At 69.5% G+C, this 14,899-nt stretch carries 10 protein-coding genes; 8 read left to right on the top strand and 2 right to left on the bottom strand.

What is annotated here, in order from left to right; all coding sequences use genetic code 11:
- Window positions 1-303 precede the first annotated feature (303 nt).
- On the bottom strand, window positions 304-1,722 hold the full coding sequence (locus ACIQD6_RS04635; protein WP_401877881.1) for a cation:dicarboxylate symporter family transporter: 1,419 nt from the start codon (window positions 1,720-1,722) through the stop codon (window positions 304-306).
- Between the two features lie 136 nt (window positions 1,723-1,858).
- Between ACIQD6_RS04635 and ACIQD6_RS04630 the strand changes: the two genes are divergently transcribed.
- From ACIQD6_RS04630 to ACIQD6_RS04610, 5 genes are all read left to right on the top strand, one after another.
- Window positions 1,859-3,664 carry an ATP-binding protein gene (locus ACIQD6_RS04630; RefSeq protein WP_401877879.1) on the top strand — a complete coding sequence of 602 codons (1,806 nt, stop codon included), beginning with the start codon at window positions 1,859-1,861 and terminating at the stop codon, window positions 3,662-3,664.
- A complete protein-coding gene (locus tag ACIQD6_RS04625) occupies window positions 3,661-4,362 on the top strand; it encodes a response regulator (RefSeq protein WP_401877877.1) in 702 nt (233 codons plus the stop codon). The genes ACIQD6_RS04630 and ACIQD6_RS04625 overlap by 4 nt, the downstream gene beginning before the upstream one ends.
- 274 nt (window positions 4,363-4,636) lie before the next feature.
- Window positions 4,637-5,989, top strand: a complete 1,353-nt coding sequence (locus ACIQD6_RS04620; protein WP_401877875.1) for an extracellular solute-binding protein — start codon at window positions 4,637-4,639, stop codon at window positions 5,987-5,989.
- Between the two features lie 113 nt (window positions 5,990-6,102).
- A complete protein-coding gene (locus ACIQD6_RS04615; protein ID WP_401877873.1) occupies window positions 6,103-7,020 on the top strand; it encodes a carbohydrate ABC transporter permease in 918 nt (305 codons plus the stop codon).
- Window positions 7,020-7,856: a carbohydrate ABC transporter permease gene (locus ACIQD6_RS04610; RefSeq protein ID WP_401877871.1), complete on the top strand. Its 837-nt coding sequence runs from the start codon at window positions 7,020-7,022 to the stop codon at window positions 7,854-7,856. Before ACIQD6_RS04615 ends, ACIQD6_RS04610 begins: the two co-directional genes overlap by 1 nt.
- A gap of 332 nt (window positions 7,857-8,188) precedes the next feature.
- Here the strand turns inward: ACIQD6_RS04610 and ACIQD6_RS04605 are convergent, their stop codons facing one another.
- Window positions 8,189-9,214, bottom strand: coding sequence for an ATP-dependent 6-phosphofructokinase (locus tag ACIQD6_RS04605; RefSeq protein WP_401877869.1), 1,026 nt, complete (start codon window positions 9,212-9,214; stop codon window positions 8,189-8,191).
- A 510-nt stretch (window positions 9,215-9,724) separates the two neighbouring features.
- Here ACIQD6_RS04605 and pta point away from each other — a divergent pair.
- From pta to pyk, 3 genes are all read left to right on the top strand, one after another.
- Window positions 9,725-11,800, top strand: a complete 2,076-nt coding sequence (gene pta / locus ACIQD6_RS04600; protein WP_401877867.1) for a phosphate acetyltransferase — start codon at window positions 9,725-9,727, stop codon at window positions 11,798-11,800.
- Window positions 11,797-13,155: an acetate kinase gene (locus ACIQD6_RS04595; protein WP_401877865.1), complete on the top strand. Its 1,359-nt coding sequence runs from the start codon at window positions 11,797-11,799 to the stop codon at window positions 13,153-13,155. The genes pta and ACIQD6_RS04595 overlap by 4 nt, the downstream gene beginning before the upstream one ends.
- A 184-nt stretch (window positions 13,156-13,339) precedes the next feature.
- Complete coding sequence (gene pyk, locus ACIQD6_RS04590; RefSeq protein ID WP_401877863.1) at window positions 13,340-14,767, top strand: pyruvate kinase; 1,428 nt, start codon at window positions 13,340-13,342, stop codon at window positions 14,765-14,767.
- Window positions 14,768-14,899 lie beyond the last annotated feature (132 nt).

Here is a 14,899-nt window from a genome sequence, read left to right as displayed (position 1 = left end):
GGGCCGGCTTTCGACGATCTACGGCTTCGGTGGCCCCGTACGACCTGCGGGGCCACCGCCCCGTACGACGTGCGGGACTACCCGAAGCCCGCAGGGTCCACGGCTGGAGCCCCAGGCCGGGGTGAGGGGGAAAGGCCCCGGCCTGGGGCTCTGAGGCAGGCCGGGACAAAGGGGGGAGAAGCCCCGGCCTGGGGCTCTTGGGGCCTCGAAAGGCTCTCCAGGAGCCCTTCGAGGAACCTCTGAGGGATCAGACCGAGGAGTCGGACCAAAGTGGTCGGACTCAGCAGCGGTCGGACCCAGGAGTCAGACTCCAGCCTTGTCGCCGCCGCGCGCCTCGACAACGCCCTTCTCCAGGCTCGGCGCCGGCTCCTGCGACTGGCCGGCCTGCGACGACTCGCCGCCGTCGGCGTCATCGCTGTCGCCGCCGCCGTGGCCGTCGTCCACCAGGGTCTTCTCGTCGAACGGGAACTCCCCGGCGAACACCTTCGCCGCCCGTTCCTTGTCGAATTCCTTCGTCCACGTACCGACGAGGACCGTGGCGACCGCGTTGCCCGCGAAGTTCGTCATGGCACGCGCCTCACTCATGAAGCGGTCGATACCGACGATCAGGCCGACGCCGTCCACCAGCTCGGGCCGGTGCGACTGGAGGCCTCCGGCCAGCGTCGCCAGGCCCGCTCCGGTGACACCCGCCGCGCCCTTCGACGCGATGATCATGAACAGGAGCAGCGAGATCTGCTCCGAGATCGCGAGCGGCTTGCCCATGGCCTCGGCGATGAAGAGCGAGGACATCGTCAGGTAGATGGCCGTGCCGTCCAGGTTGAACGAGTAGCCGGTCGGCACGGTGATACCGACGACGGGCTTGCTCACGCCCACGTGCTCCATCTTCGCGATCAGACGCGGGAGCGCCGACTCCGAGGAGGACGTGGAGAGGATCAGCAGGAACTCCCGGCCGAGGTACTTCAGCAGCGAGAAGATGTTGACGCCCGAGACCAGCTTCAGCAGCGCGCCGAGGACGAGGAAGACGAAGAGCGCACAGGTGATGTAGAAGCCGATCATGATCATCGCGAGCGACTTCAGGGCGTCCAGCCCGGTCTCGCCGACGACCGCCGCGATGGCGCCGAAGGCACCCACCGGCGCGGCCCACATGATCATGGCGAGGATCCGGAAGACCAGCTTCTGGATGTGCCCGATACCCCGCAGCACCGGCTCACCCGCCGAGCCCATGGCCTGGAGCGCGAAGCCCGTCATCAGCGCGATGACCAGCGTCTGGAGGACCGAGCCCTCGGTGAACGCCGACACCATGGTCGTCGGGATCATGCCGAGCAGGAACTCCGCGGTGGTCTCGCCGCCGCCTTCGGCCTGCGCCGCACCCGCGCTGCGAGCCGCCTCGGTGATGTGCAGACCGTCACCGGGGTGCAGGATGTTGCCGACGACCAGGCCGATGGCCAGTGCGACCGTCGACATCGCCATGAAGTAGCCGAGGGCGAGTCCGCCCACCGCGCCGACCTTCGCGGCCTTCCTGACCGACCCGACTCCCAGCACGATCGTGCAGAAGATGACGGGGGAGATCATCATCTTGATGAGGTTCACGAAGCCGGTACCTAGCGGCTTCAGCTCGACGGCCACACCGGGGGCCGCGAAGCCCACCGTGATGCCGAGCAGTACGGCTGCGATCACCGCTATGTACAGAAAGTGGGTACGGTCCCGCTTTGCTGCGGCCACGGGTCCTCCTTGACTCGTCTCCTGCGTTCCCCCGTCCCTGTCTCGAGGGGTCCCGGTGACTATCCACCACGGCTGTGATGCTGGTCACCCTTACGTTCATTTCGTTCATGTGAATCAGGCCAGGCATTCTTGTTGCATGCACCTGCCCCGACCGCGCAGCCTCGCGGGCCAGCTCTTCGCCATGCAGGTCGTGCTGGTCGCGGCCGTCGTGGCGGGATGCGCGGTCTTCGCGTACATCACCGGACGCGCCCAGGCCGACGACACCGCGCGCAAAGAAGTGGTTGCGACGGCGCACGCGATGGCCGATTCGCCCTCTGTACAAACAGCGATCCGTACGTCGGATCCGACGGCCAAGCTCCAGCCGTACGCGGAGCGGGTACGGCACGACACCGGCCTGGACTTCATCACGATCATGAACCCACAGGGCATTCGCTGGACGCACCCCGACCCGTCGCGGATCGGGAAGCCCTTCCTGGGCCGTACGGCACCGGCGCTGCACGGCAAGACGTTCACGGAGACCTACACGGGCACGCTCGGCCCGTCGATCCGGGTGGTCACCCCGGTGCGGGACGGCGACCGGATCGTCGGTCTCGTCAGCGTCGGCATCACCGTCGAACGGGTCTCCTCGCAGGTGACCAAGCAGGTCCAGGCACTGGCTCTGATGGCGGGCGGGGCGCTGGCGCTCGGCGGCCTCGGTACGTACGTGGTCAACGCCCGGCTGCGGCGGCACACCCACGGAATGAACGCCGAGGAACTGAGCCGCGTGCACGACTACCACGAGGCCGCGCTGCACGCCGTGAGCGAGGGGCTGCTGATGCTCGACGGCGCGAACAGGATCGCGCTGATGAACGACGGCGGCCGGGAACTGCTCGGCCTCGACGACTCCGCCGTGGGCCGTCCCGTGGCGGAGCTGGGCCTGCCCGTGCCGCTCACCGGCGCCCTGCTCTCCGCGACGCCCCGTACGGATGAGGTGCACATGACAGCCGACCGGGTAGTGGTGGTCAATACGCGGCCGGTGGTCGGCGGTGAGCGGCGCGGTACGGTCATCACTCTGCGCGACCACACCGAGCTGCAGGCGCTCTCCGGAGAGCTGGACTCGGAGCGTGGGTTCACCCAGGCTCTGCGCTCACAGGCGCACGAGGCGGCCAACCGGCTGCACACAGTGGTCTCGCTGATCGAGTTGGAACGGGTGGAACAGGCGGTGGAGTTCGCGACAGCGGAACTGGAACTGGCCCAGGCGCTCACGGACCGTGTTGTCGCGGCGGTCGGCGAGCCCGTCCTCGCGGCGCTGCTGCTGGGCAAGGCGGCGCAGGCGAACGAACGCGGTGTGGAGCTGGAGCTCACGGAGGACAGCCAGATCGACGACGGCGTCCTGCCGGAGTCGCTCCCGGCGCGCGACCTGGTGACCATCCTCGGCAATCTGATCGACAACGCCATGGACGCGGCCCAGGGCAGTGAGGGCGCGCGGGTCATGGTGGCCGCGCTGGTCGAGGACGACGAGCTGCTGCTGGACGTACGGGACACCGGCGCCGGAGTCGAGCCCGGCGACATGGACGAGGTGTTCCGGCGCGGCTGGTCGACCAGAGGGCCGGGGCGCGGGCTCGGGCTGGCGCTCGTACGGCAGGCGGTGCACCGCGCGCACGGGACGGTGCGGCTGACGCGGGGCCCTGAGGGCGGCGCTGAGTTCACCGTACGGCTGCCGCTGGGGAATCGGCCGGGCGACGCCGGTACGGCCGCGAGGCGCGCTGACACGAGCCACGAGGGCACGACGGACGCGGACCCGAGGAGCACGGACACGAGGCGCGCGGACACGAGGCGCGCGGGCACGACGGACGCGGGCACGAGGAGCACGGACACGACGGACGCGGGCTCGGGTCCTTCCGGTGACTCGAGTACTTCTGGTCGCGCGGGCACGTCCGGTGACACGGAGGCGACTCCATGAGTGCCACGGACTCAGCCGGCCCGGCGATCCGGGTGCTGGTGGTCGAGGACGATCCGGTCGCGGCCGACGCGCACCAGCTGTACGTGGGCCGGGTGCCCGGCTTCACCGTCGCGGGCGTCGCCCACTCCCGGGTGGAGGCCGGGCGGGCGCTGGAGCGTACGGACATCGATCTGATCCTGCTCGACCTGTACCTCCCGGACGGGCACGGGCTCCAGCTGCTGCGCAACCTCCGCGCGGCCGGGCATCACGCGGATGTCATCGCGGTCACCTCGGCGCGCGATCTCACGGTGGTACGGGAGGGCGTGTCCCTCGGGGTCGTCCAGTACGTCCTCAAGCCCTTCACCTTCGCCACGCTGCGCGACCGGCTCACCCGGTACGCCGAGTTCCGGGCGGCGGCCGGCGAGGCCAGCGGCCAGGAGGAGGTGGACCGGGCGCTCGGCGCGCTCCGGGCCCCGCAGCCGTCCTCGCTGCCCAAGGGGCTGAGCGCCCCCACGCTGGAGGCCGTGACCCGGGCACTGCGCGCGTCCGGCACCGGGCTGACGGCCGCCGAGGCCGGGGTCCAGGTCGGGATCTCGCGCATCACGGCGCGGCGCTATCTGGAGCACCTGGTCACGAACGGGCGGGCCGAGCGCAGTCCGCAGTACGGGCAGGTCGGGCGCCCGGAACTCCAGTACCGCTGGATCGCGGCGACCCACTGACCCGCCCCGGCTGACCAGACCCCACCGGACCGAGCGGGCCTCACCGGACCGACCGGACCGAGCAGGCCTCACCGGGCCTACCGGACCGAGCAGGCCCCACCGGCCCGACCGGAACAAGCAGACCCCACCGGGCCGGTCGGCCCCGCGCGTGCGAACGCGCCCCAGCAAGCCGGGGGGCGCCAACTACTCTCCCCTGCAAGGGGATTGACCTTGGTATTGGCCCAGTCCTACGGTCGCCGGGCAGCCCTCAGCGGCTCATGAGGAGGTCGTGCCCGTGCGCCCCACCGCCCCACTGATCCTCGTCGCCGTCCTCGCCGCCGGTTCGCTCACCGCGTGCGGCGGCGGTTCCGGCAGCGATCCGGACACCGTCAAGGTCGCGTACAACCGGTCCACCGACAACAAGATCCGCTTCAAGGACCGCCATCTCGAAGCCGTGAAGAAGCAGTTCGAAAAGGCGCATCCGGGCAAAAAGGTCCAGCTCATCCCCATCCAGGCGCCGGACAACGACTACGCGACCAAGGCGCAGCAGATGATGCGCTCCCCCAAGACCGCGCCGGACCTGGTCTACGAGGACACCTTCCGTATCAACGCCGACATCAAGGCCGGCTATCTGCGCCCGCTGGACGACTACCTGGCGAAGTGGGACGCCTGGGACCAGTTCGTCGACACGGCGAAGGCGGCGGCCGAGGCGGAGGACGGCAAGACGTACGGCGTCCCCGACGGCACGGACACCCGCGGCCTCTGGTTCAACAAGAAGATCTTCGCGCGGGCGGGCCTGCCCGCCGACTGGCGGCCCGCGAACTGGGCCGAGGTCCTGGACGCGGCCCGCACGGTCAAGCGGAAGGTCCCCGGCGTCATCCCGCTGAACGTCTACACCGGCAAGGCCCCCGGCGAGGTGGCGGTGATGCAGGGCTTCGAGATGCTGCTGTACGGCACGGGCGCGGACCCGCTGTACGACACCGGCGCGAAGAAGTGGGTGACGGGCGGCCGGGGCTTCCGGGACGCGCTCGGTTTCGTGGAGACGGTGTACGGCGAGAAGCTCGGCCCCGACGTGTCCGACGCGCTCGATCCGAACATCACCACCCACGTCGCCACCGAGTGGTTCCCGGAGGGGAAGCTGGCGATCTCGCTGGACGGTTCCTGGATGGGCCAGAACTGGATCAACAAGGGCCCGAAGGAGTGGCCGGACTGGTCGAAGGAGCTGGGGCAGGCGCCGATGCCCACGCAGAACGGGCAGGCGCCGGGCCAGGTGTCGATGTCGGGCGGCTGGACGTGGGCGATCCCGCAGAAGTCCAAGAACCCGGATCTGGCCTGGGACTTCCTCAAGACGCTCCAGACCCGGGAGAACGCTGTCGAGTGGGCCGTGGTCGACGCGCAGATCGCCGTACGGAAGGACGTGGCGGCCGATCCCCGGTATCTGAGGTCGATGCCGGGCATCGACTTCTTCACCAAGCTGGTGGGGGTCACGCACTACCGCCCGGCGCTGCCGGTCTATCCGCAGGTGTCGACGGCGATCGGCGAGGCGATGGAGACGGTGACGACGGGTGACGGGTCTCCGGAGAAGGCGGCGAAGGAGTACGACGAGCAGCTGAGGACGATCGTGGACGGCGCGGTGGCCGACAAGTGACGTCGGCCGACGCGGTGGGCGTTCCGGGGCCACCGCGATCCGCGGACGCCCCGGAACCGGCGAGGGCACCCGCTCAGATGCCCGCCCCGGAACCGGCGAGGGCACCCGCTCAGATGCCCGCCCCGGAACCGGCGGGGGCACCCGCTCAGACGCCCCGGAAGGGTCCCGCCGGCCGTCGGCGCCGGTTGTGGCGTTGGCTGCCGCTCGCCCCCGCCACCGCCCTCCTGCTGCTCTTCCTGGCCGGTCCCATCGGCTACTGCGTCTGGATCGCGTTCACCAACACCCAGCTGACCGGCTCCTCGGCCTCGGACTTCGTCGGCCTGGCGAACTTCCGCCGCGCCCTCTCCGACGAGAACTTCCGCAACGCCGTCTGGCTGACCCTGGTCTTCACCTTCGTCTCGTCCGTCCTCGGCCAGAACTCCCTGGGGCTCGCCCTGGCAGGCCTGATGCGCGCCGCCTCCCGGCCGCTCCGTACGCTCACCGGCTCCCTCGTGATCGCCGCGTGGGTGCTGCCCGAGATCGTCGCGGCGTTCCTGCTCTACGCGTTCTTCCGCCGCGAGGGGACGCTGAACGCGATTCTGGACTGGCTGCATCTGCCGTCCCAGAACTGGCTGTTCACACTGCCGATTCTCGCGGTGTCGTTCGCCAACGTCTGGCGCGGTACGGCCTTCTCCATGCTGATCTACTCGGCCGCGCTCTCCGAGATCCCCCAGGACGTCACCGAGGCGGCACAGGTCGACGGCGCGAGCGGGGTACGGCGGCTGTGGCACATCACGCTGCCGATGATCCGCCGTTCCATCGGCACGAACCTGATGCTCAACACCCTCTCCACCCTCTCCGTCTTCGGCCTCATCTGGGCGATGACGCGCGGCGGCCCGGGCAACCGCAGCCAGACCCTTCCGGTGTTCATGTACGACCAGGCGTTCCTCAAGAGCCTGATCGGCTACGGCACGGCGGTCGCACTGCTTCTGCTGCTGGTCGGCTCGCTCTTCTCGATCGTCTATCTCCGCCTGATGAAGGTCGAGGTGTGATGAGACCCGCGCTCACCCGCCGCACCAGGACCGCTCTCGCCGCGAACGCCGCCCTGCTGCTGACCTCGGCGGCCTTCGCGCTGCCCCTGATCTGGCTCGTACTGGCGTCGGTCGACGCCGAGGCGGACATGCGCGTACGGGTCCCCTCGTCACTGACCACGGACAACTTCGACGCGGTCCTCACCGACGAGATCACCTTCACACCGATGCTCAACAGCCTGCTGCTGTGCGGCAGCGCGACCCTGCTGACGGTGGTGTGCGCGGCACTGGCGGCGTACCCGCTCTCCCGCTACCGCTCGCGCTTCAACCGCCCGTACCTGCTGACGATCCTCTTCACGACCTGTCTGCCGATCACCGCGATCATGGTGCCGGTGTACGGACTCTTCGTCCAGGTCGACCTGATCGACACGATGTACGGCACGTCCCTCTTCCTCGCCACGTCCCAACTGCCGTTCTCCATCTGGCTGATGAAGAATTTCATGGACGGAGTGCCGACGGTCCTGGAGGAGGCGGCGTGGACCGACGGGGCGTCGAACTTCCAGACGCTGACGCGGGTGGTGCTGCCGCTGATGGGGCCGGGGCTGACGGTGGTGACGATCTACACCTTCATCCAGCTGTGGGGGAACTTCTTCGTACCGTTCATGCTGCTGCTCACCCCGGACCAGCTGCCGGCCTCGGTCTCGATCTTCACCTTCTTCGGCAACTACGGATCGGTGGTCTACGGGCAGTTGGCGGCGTTCTCGATCCTCTACTCGGCACCGGTGCTGGTGCTGTACGTCCTGATCTCAAGACGGCTGGGGGGCGGATTCGCGCTGGGCGGCGCGGTAAAGGGATGACAGCGCCCGGGGCTGGAAACCACCCCAGCCCCCATCCATCACCCCCCAGGCCGGGGGCGGGGCGGCGGACCTACCCACCCCCAACGCGACCGGCAGGCGAGGAACCGGCGGGAGGGGGACGGGGGCGCAGGAGGTGACGTGTCCGGACGTAAAGCGTGGTTTGTGCCGCACGACAACCCGCACCTGAAAGACAACCCGCACGCGGCGTAATTCATGCAGTCCGGACATGCGCCTCCGGAGCCACCGGCCCCCGCACCCACAACGACGCACCCGTGCCACACGGCACCGCACCCCCGCCGGACGGCGCCCCGCCCCGGAGACGAACCGAGCCCTTAAAACACCGACTCCGCCTCGAACATCCTGTCCTCCGGCACCGTCTTCAGCTGCGTCACCGCCTCCGCCAACGGCACCATCTCCACCGTCGTCCCCCGCAACGCCGTCATCCGCCCGAACTCGCCCCGGTGCGCCGCCTCCACCGCGTGCCACCCGAACCGCGTCGCCAGCACCCGGTCGTACGCCGTCGGTGTGCCGCCCCGCTGCACATGCCCGAGGATGACCGGCCGGGCCTCCTTGCCCATCCGCCGCTCCAGCTCCGCCGCGAGTACGTTCCCGATGCCCCGGAACCGCTCGTGCCCGAACTGGTCGATCTCGCCCTTGCCGTACTCCATCGATCCTGGCGCCGGGTGCGCGCCTTCGGCGACGCAGATGACGGCGAACTTCTTGCCCCGGGAGAAGCGTTCCTCGACCATTTTGACGAGGCGGTCGACCTCGAAGGGCCGTTCGGGCAGGCAGATTCCGTGCGCGCCGCCCGCCATGCCGGACTCCAGCGCGATCCAGCCCGCGTGCCGTCCCATGACCTCGACGACCATCACCCGCTGGTGTGACTCGGCGGTGGTCTTGAGCCGGTCGATGGCTTCGGTGGCGACGGTGACGGCGGTGTCGAAGCCGAAGGTGCGGTCGGTGGAGTGGATGTCGTTGTCGATGGTCTTCGGTACGCCGACGACGGGCATCCCCGCGTCCGAGAGGAGCCGGGCGGCGGTCAGCGTGCCTTCGCCGCCGATCGGGATGAGCGCGTCGATGCCGTAACGGTGGGCCAGTTCGGCGCAGTTCTCGGCGGCCTCGCGCAGCCGGCCGCGTTCCAGCCGGGCCGAGCCGAGGATCGTGCCGCCGCGGGCGAGGATGCCGCTGACGGCGTTGAGGTCGAGCGGACGGAAGTGGCCGTCGAGCAGCCCCTTGAAGCCGTCCTCGAACCCGATGACGTCGTCTCCGTGCCCGGTCAGGGCCCGGTGCACGACCGACCGGATCACTGCGTTCAGGCCTGGACAGTCGCCGCCTGCGGTGAGAACTCCGATACGCATCGTGCTGTATCTCCTGCTCGCTAGTGCTGTGCTTTCCCGGGGTGCGGGGGGACAGGAACGGACGGGGTGAACGAAAAGAACGAAAAGAACCGGGACGAGGGGCGGCCTCCGGCCCCCGACAGGACTTCGCCCCTCCGCTCGTGAGCCGAGCCCAAGGCCACCGAGCCCACCGAGCCCGGTGCTCCCGACGGTCCCGACGGTGCTCCCGATCTTCCCATGGGAGGCCGGGACCTCATATCCGCCGACCGTTTGAGCGGAGGGCTGTCGGATACCCGTTCCAGGGCCTCCGATTCCTCTCGGCTCCCCGAGCCACTCCCACAGGGGCCTTAATCACCCACAGAGGTATTGTCAAGAGCGCATCGCCACCCTAACGGGAATTTTTGTCCAAACATAAGTTCCCCATATGAGTTCCATTGAGTTCACATGAGCCGGGACCTCCCACGGACCGCGGGGACGCCTCCTCGCGGCCCACCGCGGGGACGTCCCACGAGCACGGACGGGAGAACACGCGTGACGCGCAGCGTGTACGTGACCGGGATCGATCGCGGCGACGGCCGCCAGGTCGTCGAGCTGGGAGTCATGGAACTCCTGACCCGCCAGGTGGACCGGGTGGGAGTCTTCCGCCCGCTGGTCCATGACGGACCCGACCGCCTCTTCGACCTGCTGCGCGCGCGGTACCGGCTGTCGCAGGACCCGTCGGCCGTCTACGGGCTCGACTACCACGAGGCGGCCGCGATCCAGGCCGAGCGGGGTACGGACGAGCTGGTGTCCCGGCTGGTCGAGCGTTTCCACCGGGTGACCCGGGAGTACGAGGTCGTGCTGGTCCTCGGTACGGACTACGCGGCCACCCAGCTCCCCGACGAGCTGTCGCTGAACGCACGGCTCGCCAACGAGTTCGGCGCCTCCGTGATAGCCGTGGTGGGCGGCAAGGGCCAGAGCGCCGAGTCCGTACGGGCCGAGGCCCGTAACGCCCACCGCGCCTACGAGGTCCTGGGCTGCGACGTCCTGTCGATGGTCGTCAACCGGGTCGCCGCCGAGGACCGCGGGGCGATCGCCGAGGGCCTCACGTCCCAGCTCCCGGTCCCCTGCTACGTGCTGCCCGACGAGCCGGCCCTGGCCGCCCCCACGGTCGCGCAGATCACCCACGCCCTGGGGGGCACGGTGCTGCTCGGCGACGACTCGGGCCTGGCCCGTGACGCGCTCGACTTCGTCTTCGGCGGCGCGATGCTGCCGAACTTCCTGGGCGCGCTGACACCCGGCTGCATGGTGGTCACCCCGGGGGACCGCGCCGATCTGGTGGTGGGGGCCCTCGCCGCGCACTCGGCGGGCACCCCGCCCATCGCGGGCGTCCTGCTCACCCTCGACGAGCGGCCCGACGAGTCCGTCCTGACCCTGGCGGCCCGGCTCGCACCCGGCACGCCGGTCGTCTCCGTACCCGGCAGCTCCTTCCCCACCGCCACGCAACTCTTCGGCCTGGAAGGGAAGTTGAACGCGGCCACCCCGCGCAAGGCGGAGACCGCGCTCGGCCTGTTCGAGCGCCATGTGGACACGGCCGATCTGCTGGCCAGGATGTCGGTGGCCCGCAGCGGGCATGTGACGCCGATGATGTTCGAGCACGAACTGCTGGAGCGGGCACGCGCCGCCCGCCGCCGGGTCGTCCTGCCCGAGGGGGCCGAGGAGCGTGTACTGCGCGCCGCCGACGTACTGCTGCGTCGCAGCGTCTGCGAGCTGACCCTGCTCGGCGACACCGACGTCATCCGGAAGAAGGCGGCCGACTTCGGTATCGACCTGAGCTCCACGCAGCTGATCGATCCGGTCACCTCCGAGCTGCGCCAGGGCTTCGCCGAGCAGTACGCGCGGCTGCGCGCCCACCGGGGCGTGACGGTGGAGATGGCGTACGACGTCGTGTCGGACGCGAACTACTTCGGCACGCTGATGGTCGAGGAGGGCCTGGCCGACGGCATGGTGTCGGGTTCGGTGCACTCGACGGCCGCGACGATCCGCCCGGCCTTCGAGATCATCAAGACCAAGCCGGAGGCGTCGATCGTGTCCTCCGTCTTCTTCATGTGTCTCGCCGACAAGGTGCTGGTGTACGGCGACTGCGCGGTCAACCCGGACCCGAACGCGGAGCAGCTCGCGGACATCGCCGTCCAGGCGGCGGCCACGGCCGCCCAGTTCGGGGTCGAGCCGCGGATCGCGATGCTGTCGTACTCCACCGGAACCTCGGGCTCGGGGGCCGATGTCGACAAGGTGCGCGAGGCGACCGAGCTGGTGCGCGCGGCCAGGCCCGATCTGCGGATCGAGGGCCCGATCCAGTACGACGCGGCGGTCGAACCGTCCGTCGCGGCGACCAAGCTGCCGGAGTCGGAGGTGGCGGGCCAGGCGACGGTGCTGATCTTCCCGGACCTGAACACCGGCAACAACACCTACAAGGCCGTGCAGCGCTCGGCGGGCGCGGTGGCCGTCGGCCCGGTGCTCCAGGGGCTGCGCAAGCCGGTCAACGACCTGTCGCGCGGCGCGCTCGTCCAGGACATCGTGACGACGGTCGCGATCACGGCGATCCAGGCGCAGGGCGAGAACGCATGAGCTCCACCCCCAACTCCCCACGCGACAAGCCCACTCCGCACACCCCGAGCAGCAAGCCCACCCCGCACACCACGACAGAAGGCCGCCAGCCCGTGACCGCGCACACTCCCGCCACCCCTGCCACTCCCGCGACCCGTGTCCTCGTCCTCAACTCCGGTTCCTCGTCGCTGAAGTACCAGCTGCTGGACATGCGGGACAGCTCCCGGCTCGCGGTCGGCCTGGTCGAACGCATCGGCGAGGACACCTCCCGGCTGGCGCACTCCCCGCTGGCCGCCGGTCCCGGTGGAGGAAGCGGAGCAAGCGGAGGAAAGCGCGAACGTACGGGCCGGATCGCGGACCACACGGCGGCGCTGGAGGCGGTCGCGGACGAGCTGTCGCGGGACGGGCTCGGGCTCGACTCCCCCGAGTTGGCGGCCATCGGCCACCGAGTCGTACACGGAGGGCTGAAGTTCAGCGAACCGACCGTCATCGACGACGCCGTACTGGCGGAGATCGAGCGCCTGGTGCCGGTGGCGCCGCTGCACAATCCGGCGAACCTCACGGGCATCCGTACCGCCCAGGAGCTGCGCCCCGACCTGCCGCAGGTCGCGGTCTTCGACACCGCGTTCCACGCGACGATGCCGGAGCACGCCGCCCGCTACGCGATCGACGTCGAGACGGCCGACGCCCACCGCATCCGGCGCTACGGTTTCCACGGCACCTCGCACGCGTATGTCTCGCGCAGGACCGCCGAGTTGCTGGGCAAGGACCCGGCCGAGGTGAATGTGATCGTCCTGCACCTCGGCAACGGCGCCTCGGCGTCGGCGGTCGCGGGCGGCCGGTGCGTGGACACCTCGATGGGACTGACCCCCTTGGAGGGGCTGGTGATGGGTACGCGCTCCGGGGACATCGATCCGGCGGTCACGTTCCATCTCCATCGAGTGGCCGGAATGTCCGTGGACGAGATCGATGAACTTCTGAACAAGAAGAGCGGTCTGGTCGGTCTCTGCGGGGACAACGACATGCGGGAGATCCGCCGCCGGGTCGACGCGGGCGACCAGCGGGCGGCGCTCGCGTTCGACATCTACATCCACCGGCTGAAGAAGTACATAGGTGCCTACAGCGCGGTACTCGGCCGGGTGGACGCGGTGGCCTTCACGGCGGGTGTGGGCGAGAACGCGGCGCCGGTACGGGAAGCTGCCGTGGCGGGCCTGGAAGCCCTGGGCCTGGCCGTGGACCCGGACCGTAATGCCGTACGTTCCGACGAACCGCGGATCATCTCGCCGGACACCGCCAGGACCGTGGTGGCCGTGGTCCCGACCGACGAGGAGCTGGAGATCGCGCGGCAGACCTTCGCGCTGGTCCGAAAGGCCTGAACCCGGAAGGGCCTGAACCCGGAAAGGCCCGAACGTGGAAAGGCCTGAACGTGGAAAGGGCCTGAACACCCGACGCCCGCACACCTCACGCCTGAATACCCAACGCCTGAGCACCCTCCCGCCCATTTGTACTTTCCGCCAGACGGAATATTCCGCATCGAAACAAACCGATAGGATCCGCCTCATGCGCCGTTCCAAAATCGTCTGCACACTGGGCCCCGCCGTCGACTCGTACGAGCAGCTGAAGTCGCTCATCGAGGCCGGAATGAATGTGGCCCGCCTGAACATGAGCCACGGGAGCCACTCGGAGCACGAGGAGCGGTACCACCGCGTGCGGAAGGCCGCGCAGGACACCGGCCGCGCCGTGGGTGTCCTCGTCGACCTCCAGGGCCCCAAGATCCGCCTGGAGACCTTCGCCGAGGGCCCGGTCGAGCTGGTGCGCGGTGACGAGTTCACCATCACCACCGAGGACGTCCCCGGCGACAAGTCCATCTGCGGCACCACGTACAAGGGCCTGCCGGGCGACGTCTCCAAGGGCGACCAGATCCTGATCAACGACGGCAACGTCGAACTGCGCGTGGTCGCGGTCGAGGGGCCGCGGGTCAGGACCATCGTCATCGAGGGCGGTGTCATCTCGGACCACAAGGGCATCAACCTGCCCGGCGCGGCGGTCAATGTCCCCGCGCTGTCCGAGAAGGACGTCGAGGACCTGCGCTTCGGCCTGCGGATGGGCTGCGACATGGTCGCGCTCTCGTTCGTCCGCGACGCGCACGACGTGCTGGACGTGCACAAGATCATGGACGAGGAGGGCCGCCGGGTCCCCGTCATCGCCAAGGTCGAGAAGCCGCAGGCGGTCAACAACATGGAGGCCGTGATCGCGGCCTTCGACAGCGTCATGGTGGCCCGCGGTGACCTGGCCGTCGAGTACCCGCTCGAAAAGGTCCCGATGGTGCAGAAGCGGCTCATCGAGCTGTGCCGTCGCAACGCCAAGCCGGTGATCGTGGCGACCCAGATGATGGAGTCGATGATCACCAACTCCCGCCCGACCCGCGCCGAGGCGTCCGACGTCGCGAACGCGATCCTGGACGGCGCGGACGCGGTCATGCTCTCCGCCGAGTCCTCGGTGGGCGCGTACCCGATCGAGACGGTCAAGACGATGTCGAAGATCGTGGTCGCGGCCGAGGAGGAGCTGCTCTCCAAGGGCCTCCAGCCGCTGGTCCCCGGCAAGAAGCCCCGTACGCAGGGCGGTTCGGTGGCCCGTGCGGCCTGCGAGATCGCGGACTTCCTGGGCGGCAAGGCGCTGGTCGCCTTCACCCAGTCCGGCGACACGGTCCGCCGCCTCTCCCGCTACCGCGCGGCCCAGCCGATCCTGGCCTTCACCACGGACGAGTCGACCCGTAACCAACTCGCCCTGAGCTGGGGCGTGGAGTCCTTCATCGTGCCCTGGGTGAGCAGCACGGACGCGATGGTCGACCTGGTGGACCAGGAGCTGCTGAAGCTCCAGCGCTACAGCGAGGGCGACTCCATGATCATCACCGCGGGCTCCCCTCCCGGTGTCTCCGGCACGACGAACATGGTCCGGGTGCACCACCTGGGCGGCAGCAAGGCCTGAGGCCGCCGACGGTAACGACCGTGGCCCACACCGACCGGTCGGTGTGGGCCACAGCTTTTCCCGCGGCTCCCGGGAGTGCGGTTCAGTCCGTGAGGCAGTTGATTCACCTCGCGAGGCAGTGCCTCAGCCCGT

This window comes from Streptomyces sp. NPDC088400, from assembly GCF_044753355.1.
Taxonomy (GTDB): Bacteria; Actinomycetota; Actinomycetes; order Streptomycetales; family Streptomycetaceae; genus Streptomyces.
This window is presented reverse-complemented; position numbering and strand designations above follow the sequence as displayed.

Coding starts and splice junctions, on each gene's coding strand:
- ACIQD6_RS04610 (WP_401877871.1), top strand. CDS start 7,020: ATGAGACCCGCGCTCACCCGCCGCACCAGGACCGCTCTCGCCGCGAAC.
- ACIQD6_RS04630 (WP_401877879.1), top strand. CDS start 1,859: ATGCACCTGCCCCGACCGCGCAGCCTCGCGGGCCAGCTCTTCGCCATG.
- ACIQD6_RS04615 (WP_401877873.1), top strand. CDS start 6,103: ATGCCCGCCCCGGAACCGGCGGGGGCACCCGCTCAGACGCCCCGGAAG.
- pyk (WP_401877863.1), top strand. CDS start 13,340: ATGCGCCGTTCCAAAATCGTCTGCACACTGGGCCCCGCCGTCGACTCG.
- ACIQD6_RS04625 (WP_401877877.1), top strand. CDS start 3,661: ATGAGTGCCACGGACTCAGCCGGCCCGGCGATCCGGGTGCTGGTGGTC.
- ACIQD6_RS04605 (WP_401877869.1), bottom strand. CDS start 9,214: ATGCGTATCGGAGTTCTCACCGCAGGCGGCGACTGTCCAGGCCTGAAC.
- ACIQD6_RS04595 (WP_401877865.1), top strand. CDS start 11,797: ATGAGCTCCACCCCCAACTCCCCACGCGACAAGCCCACTCCGCACACC.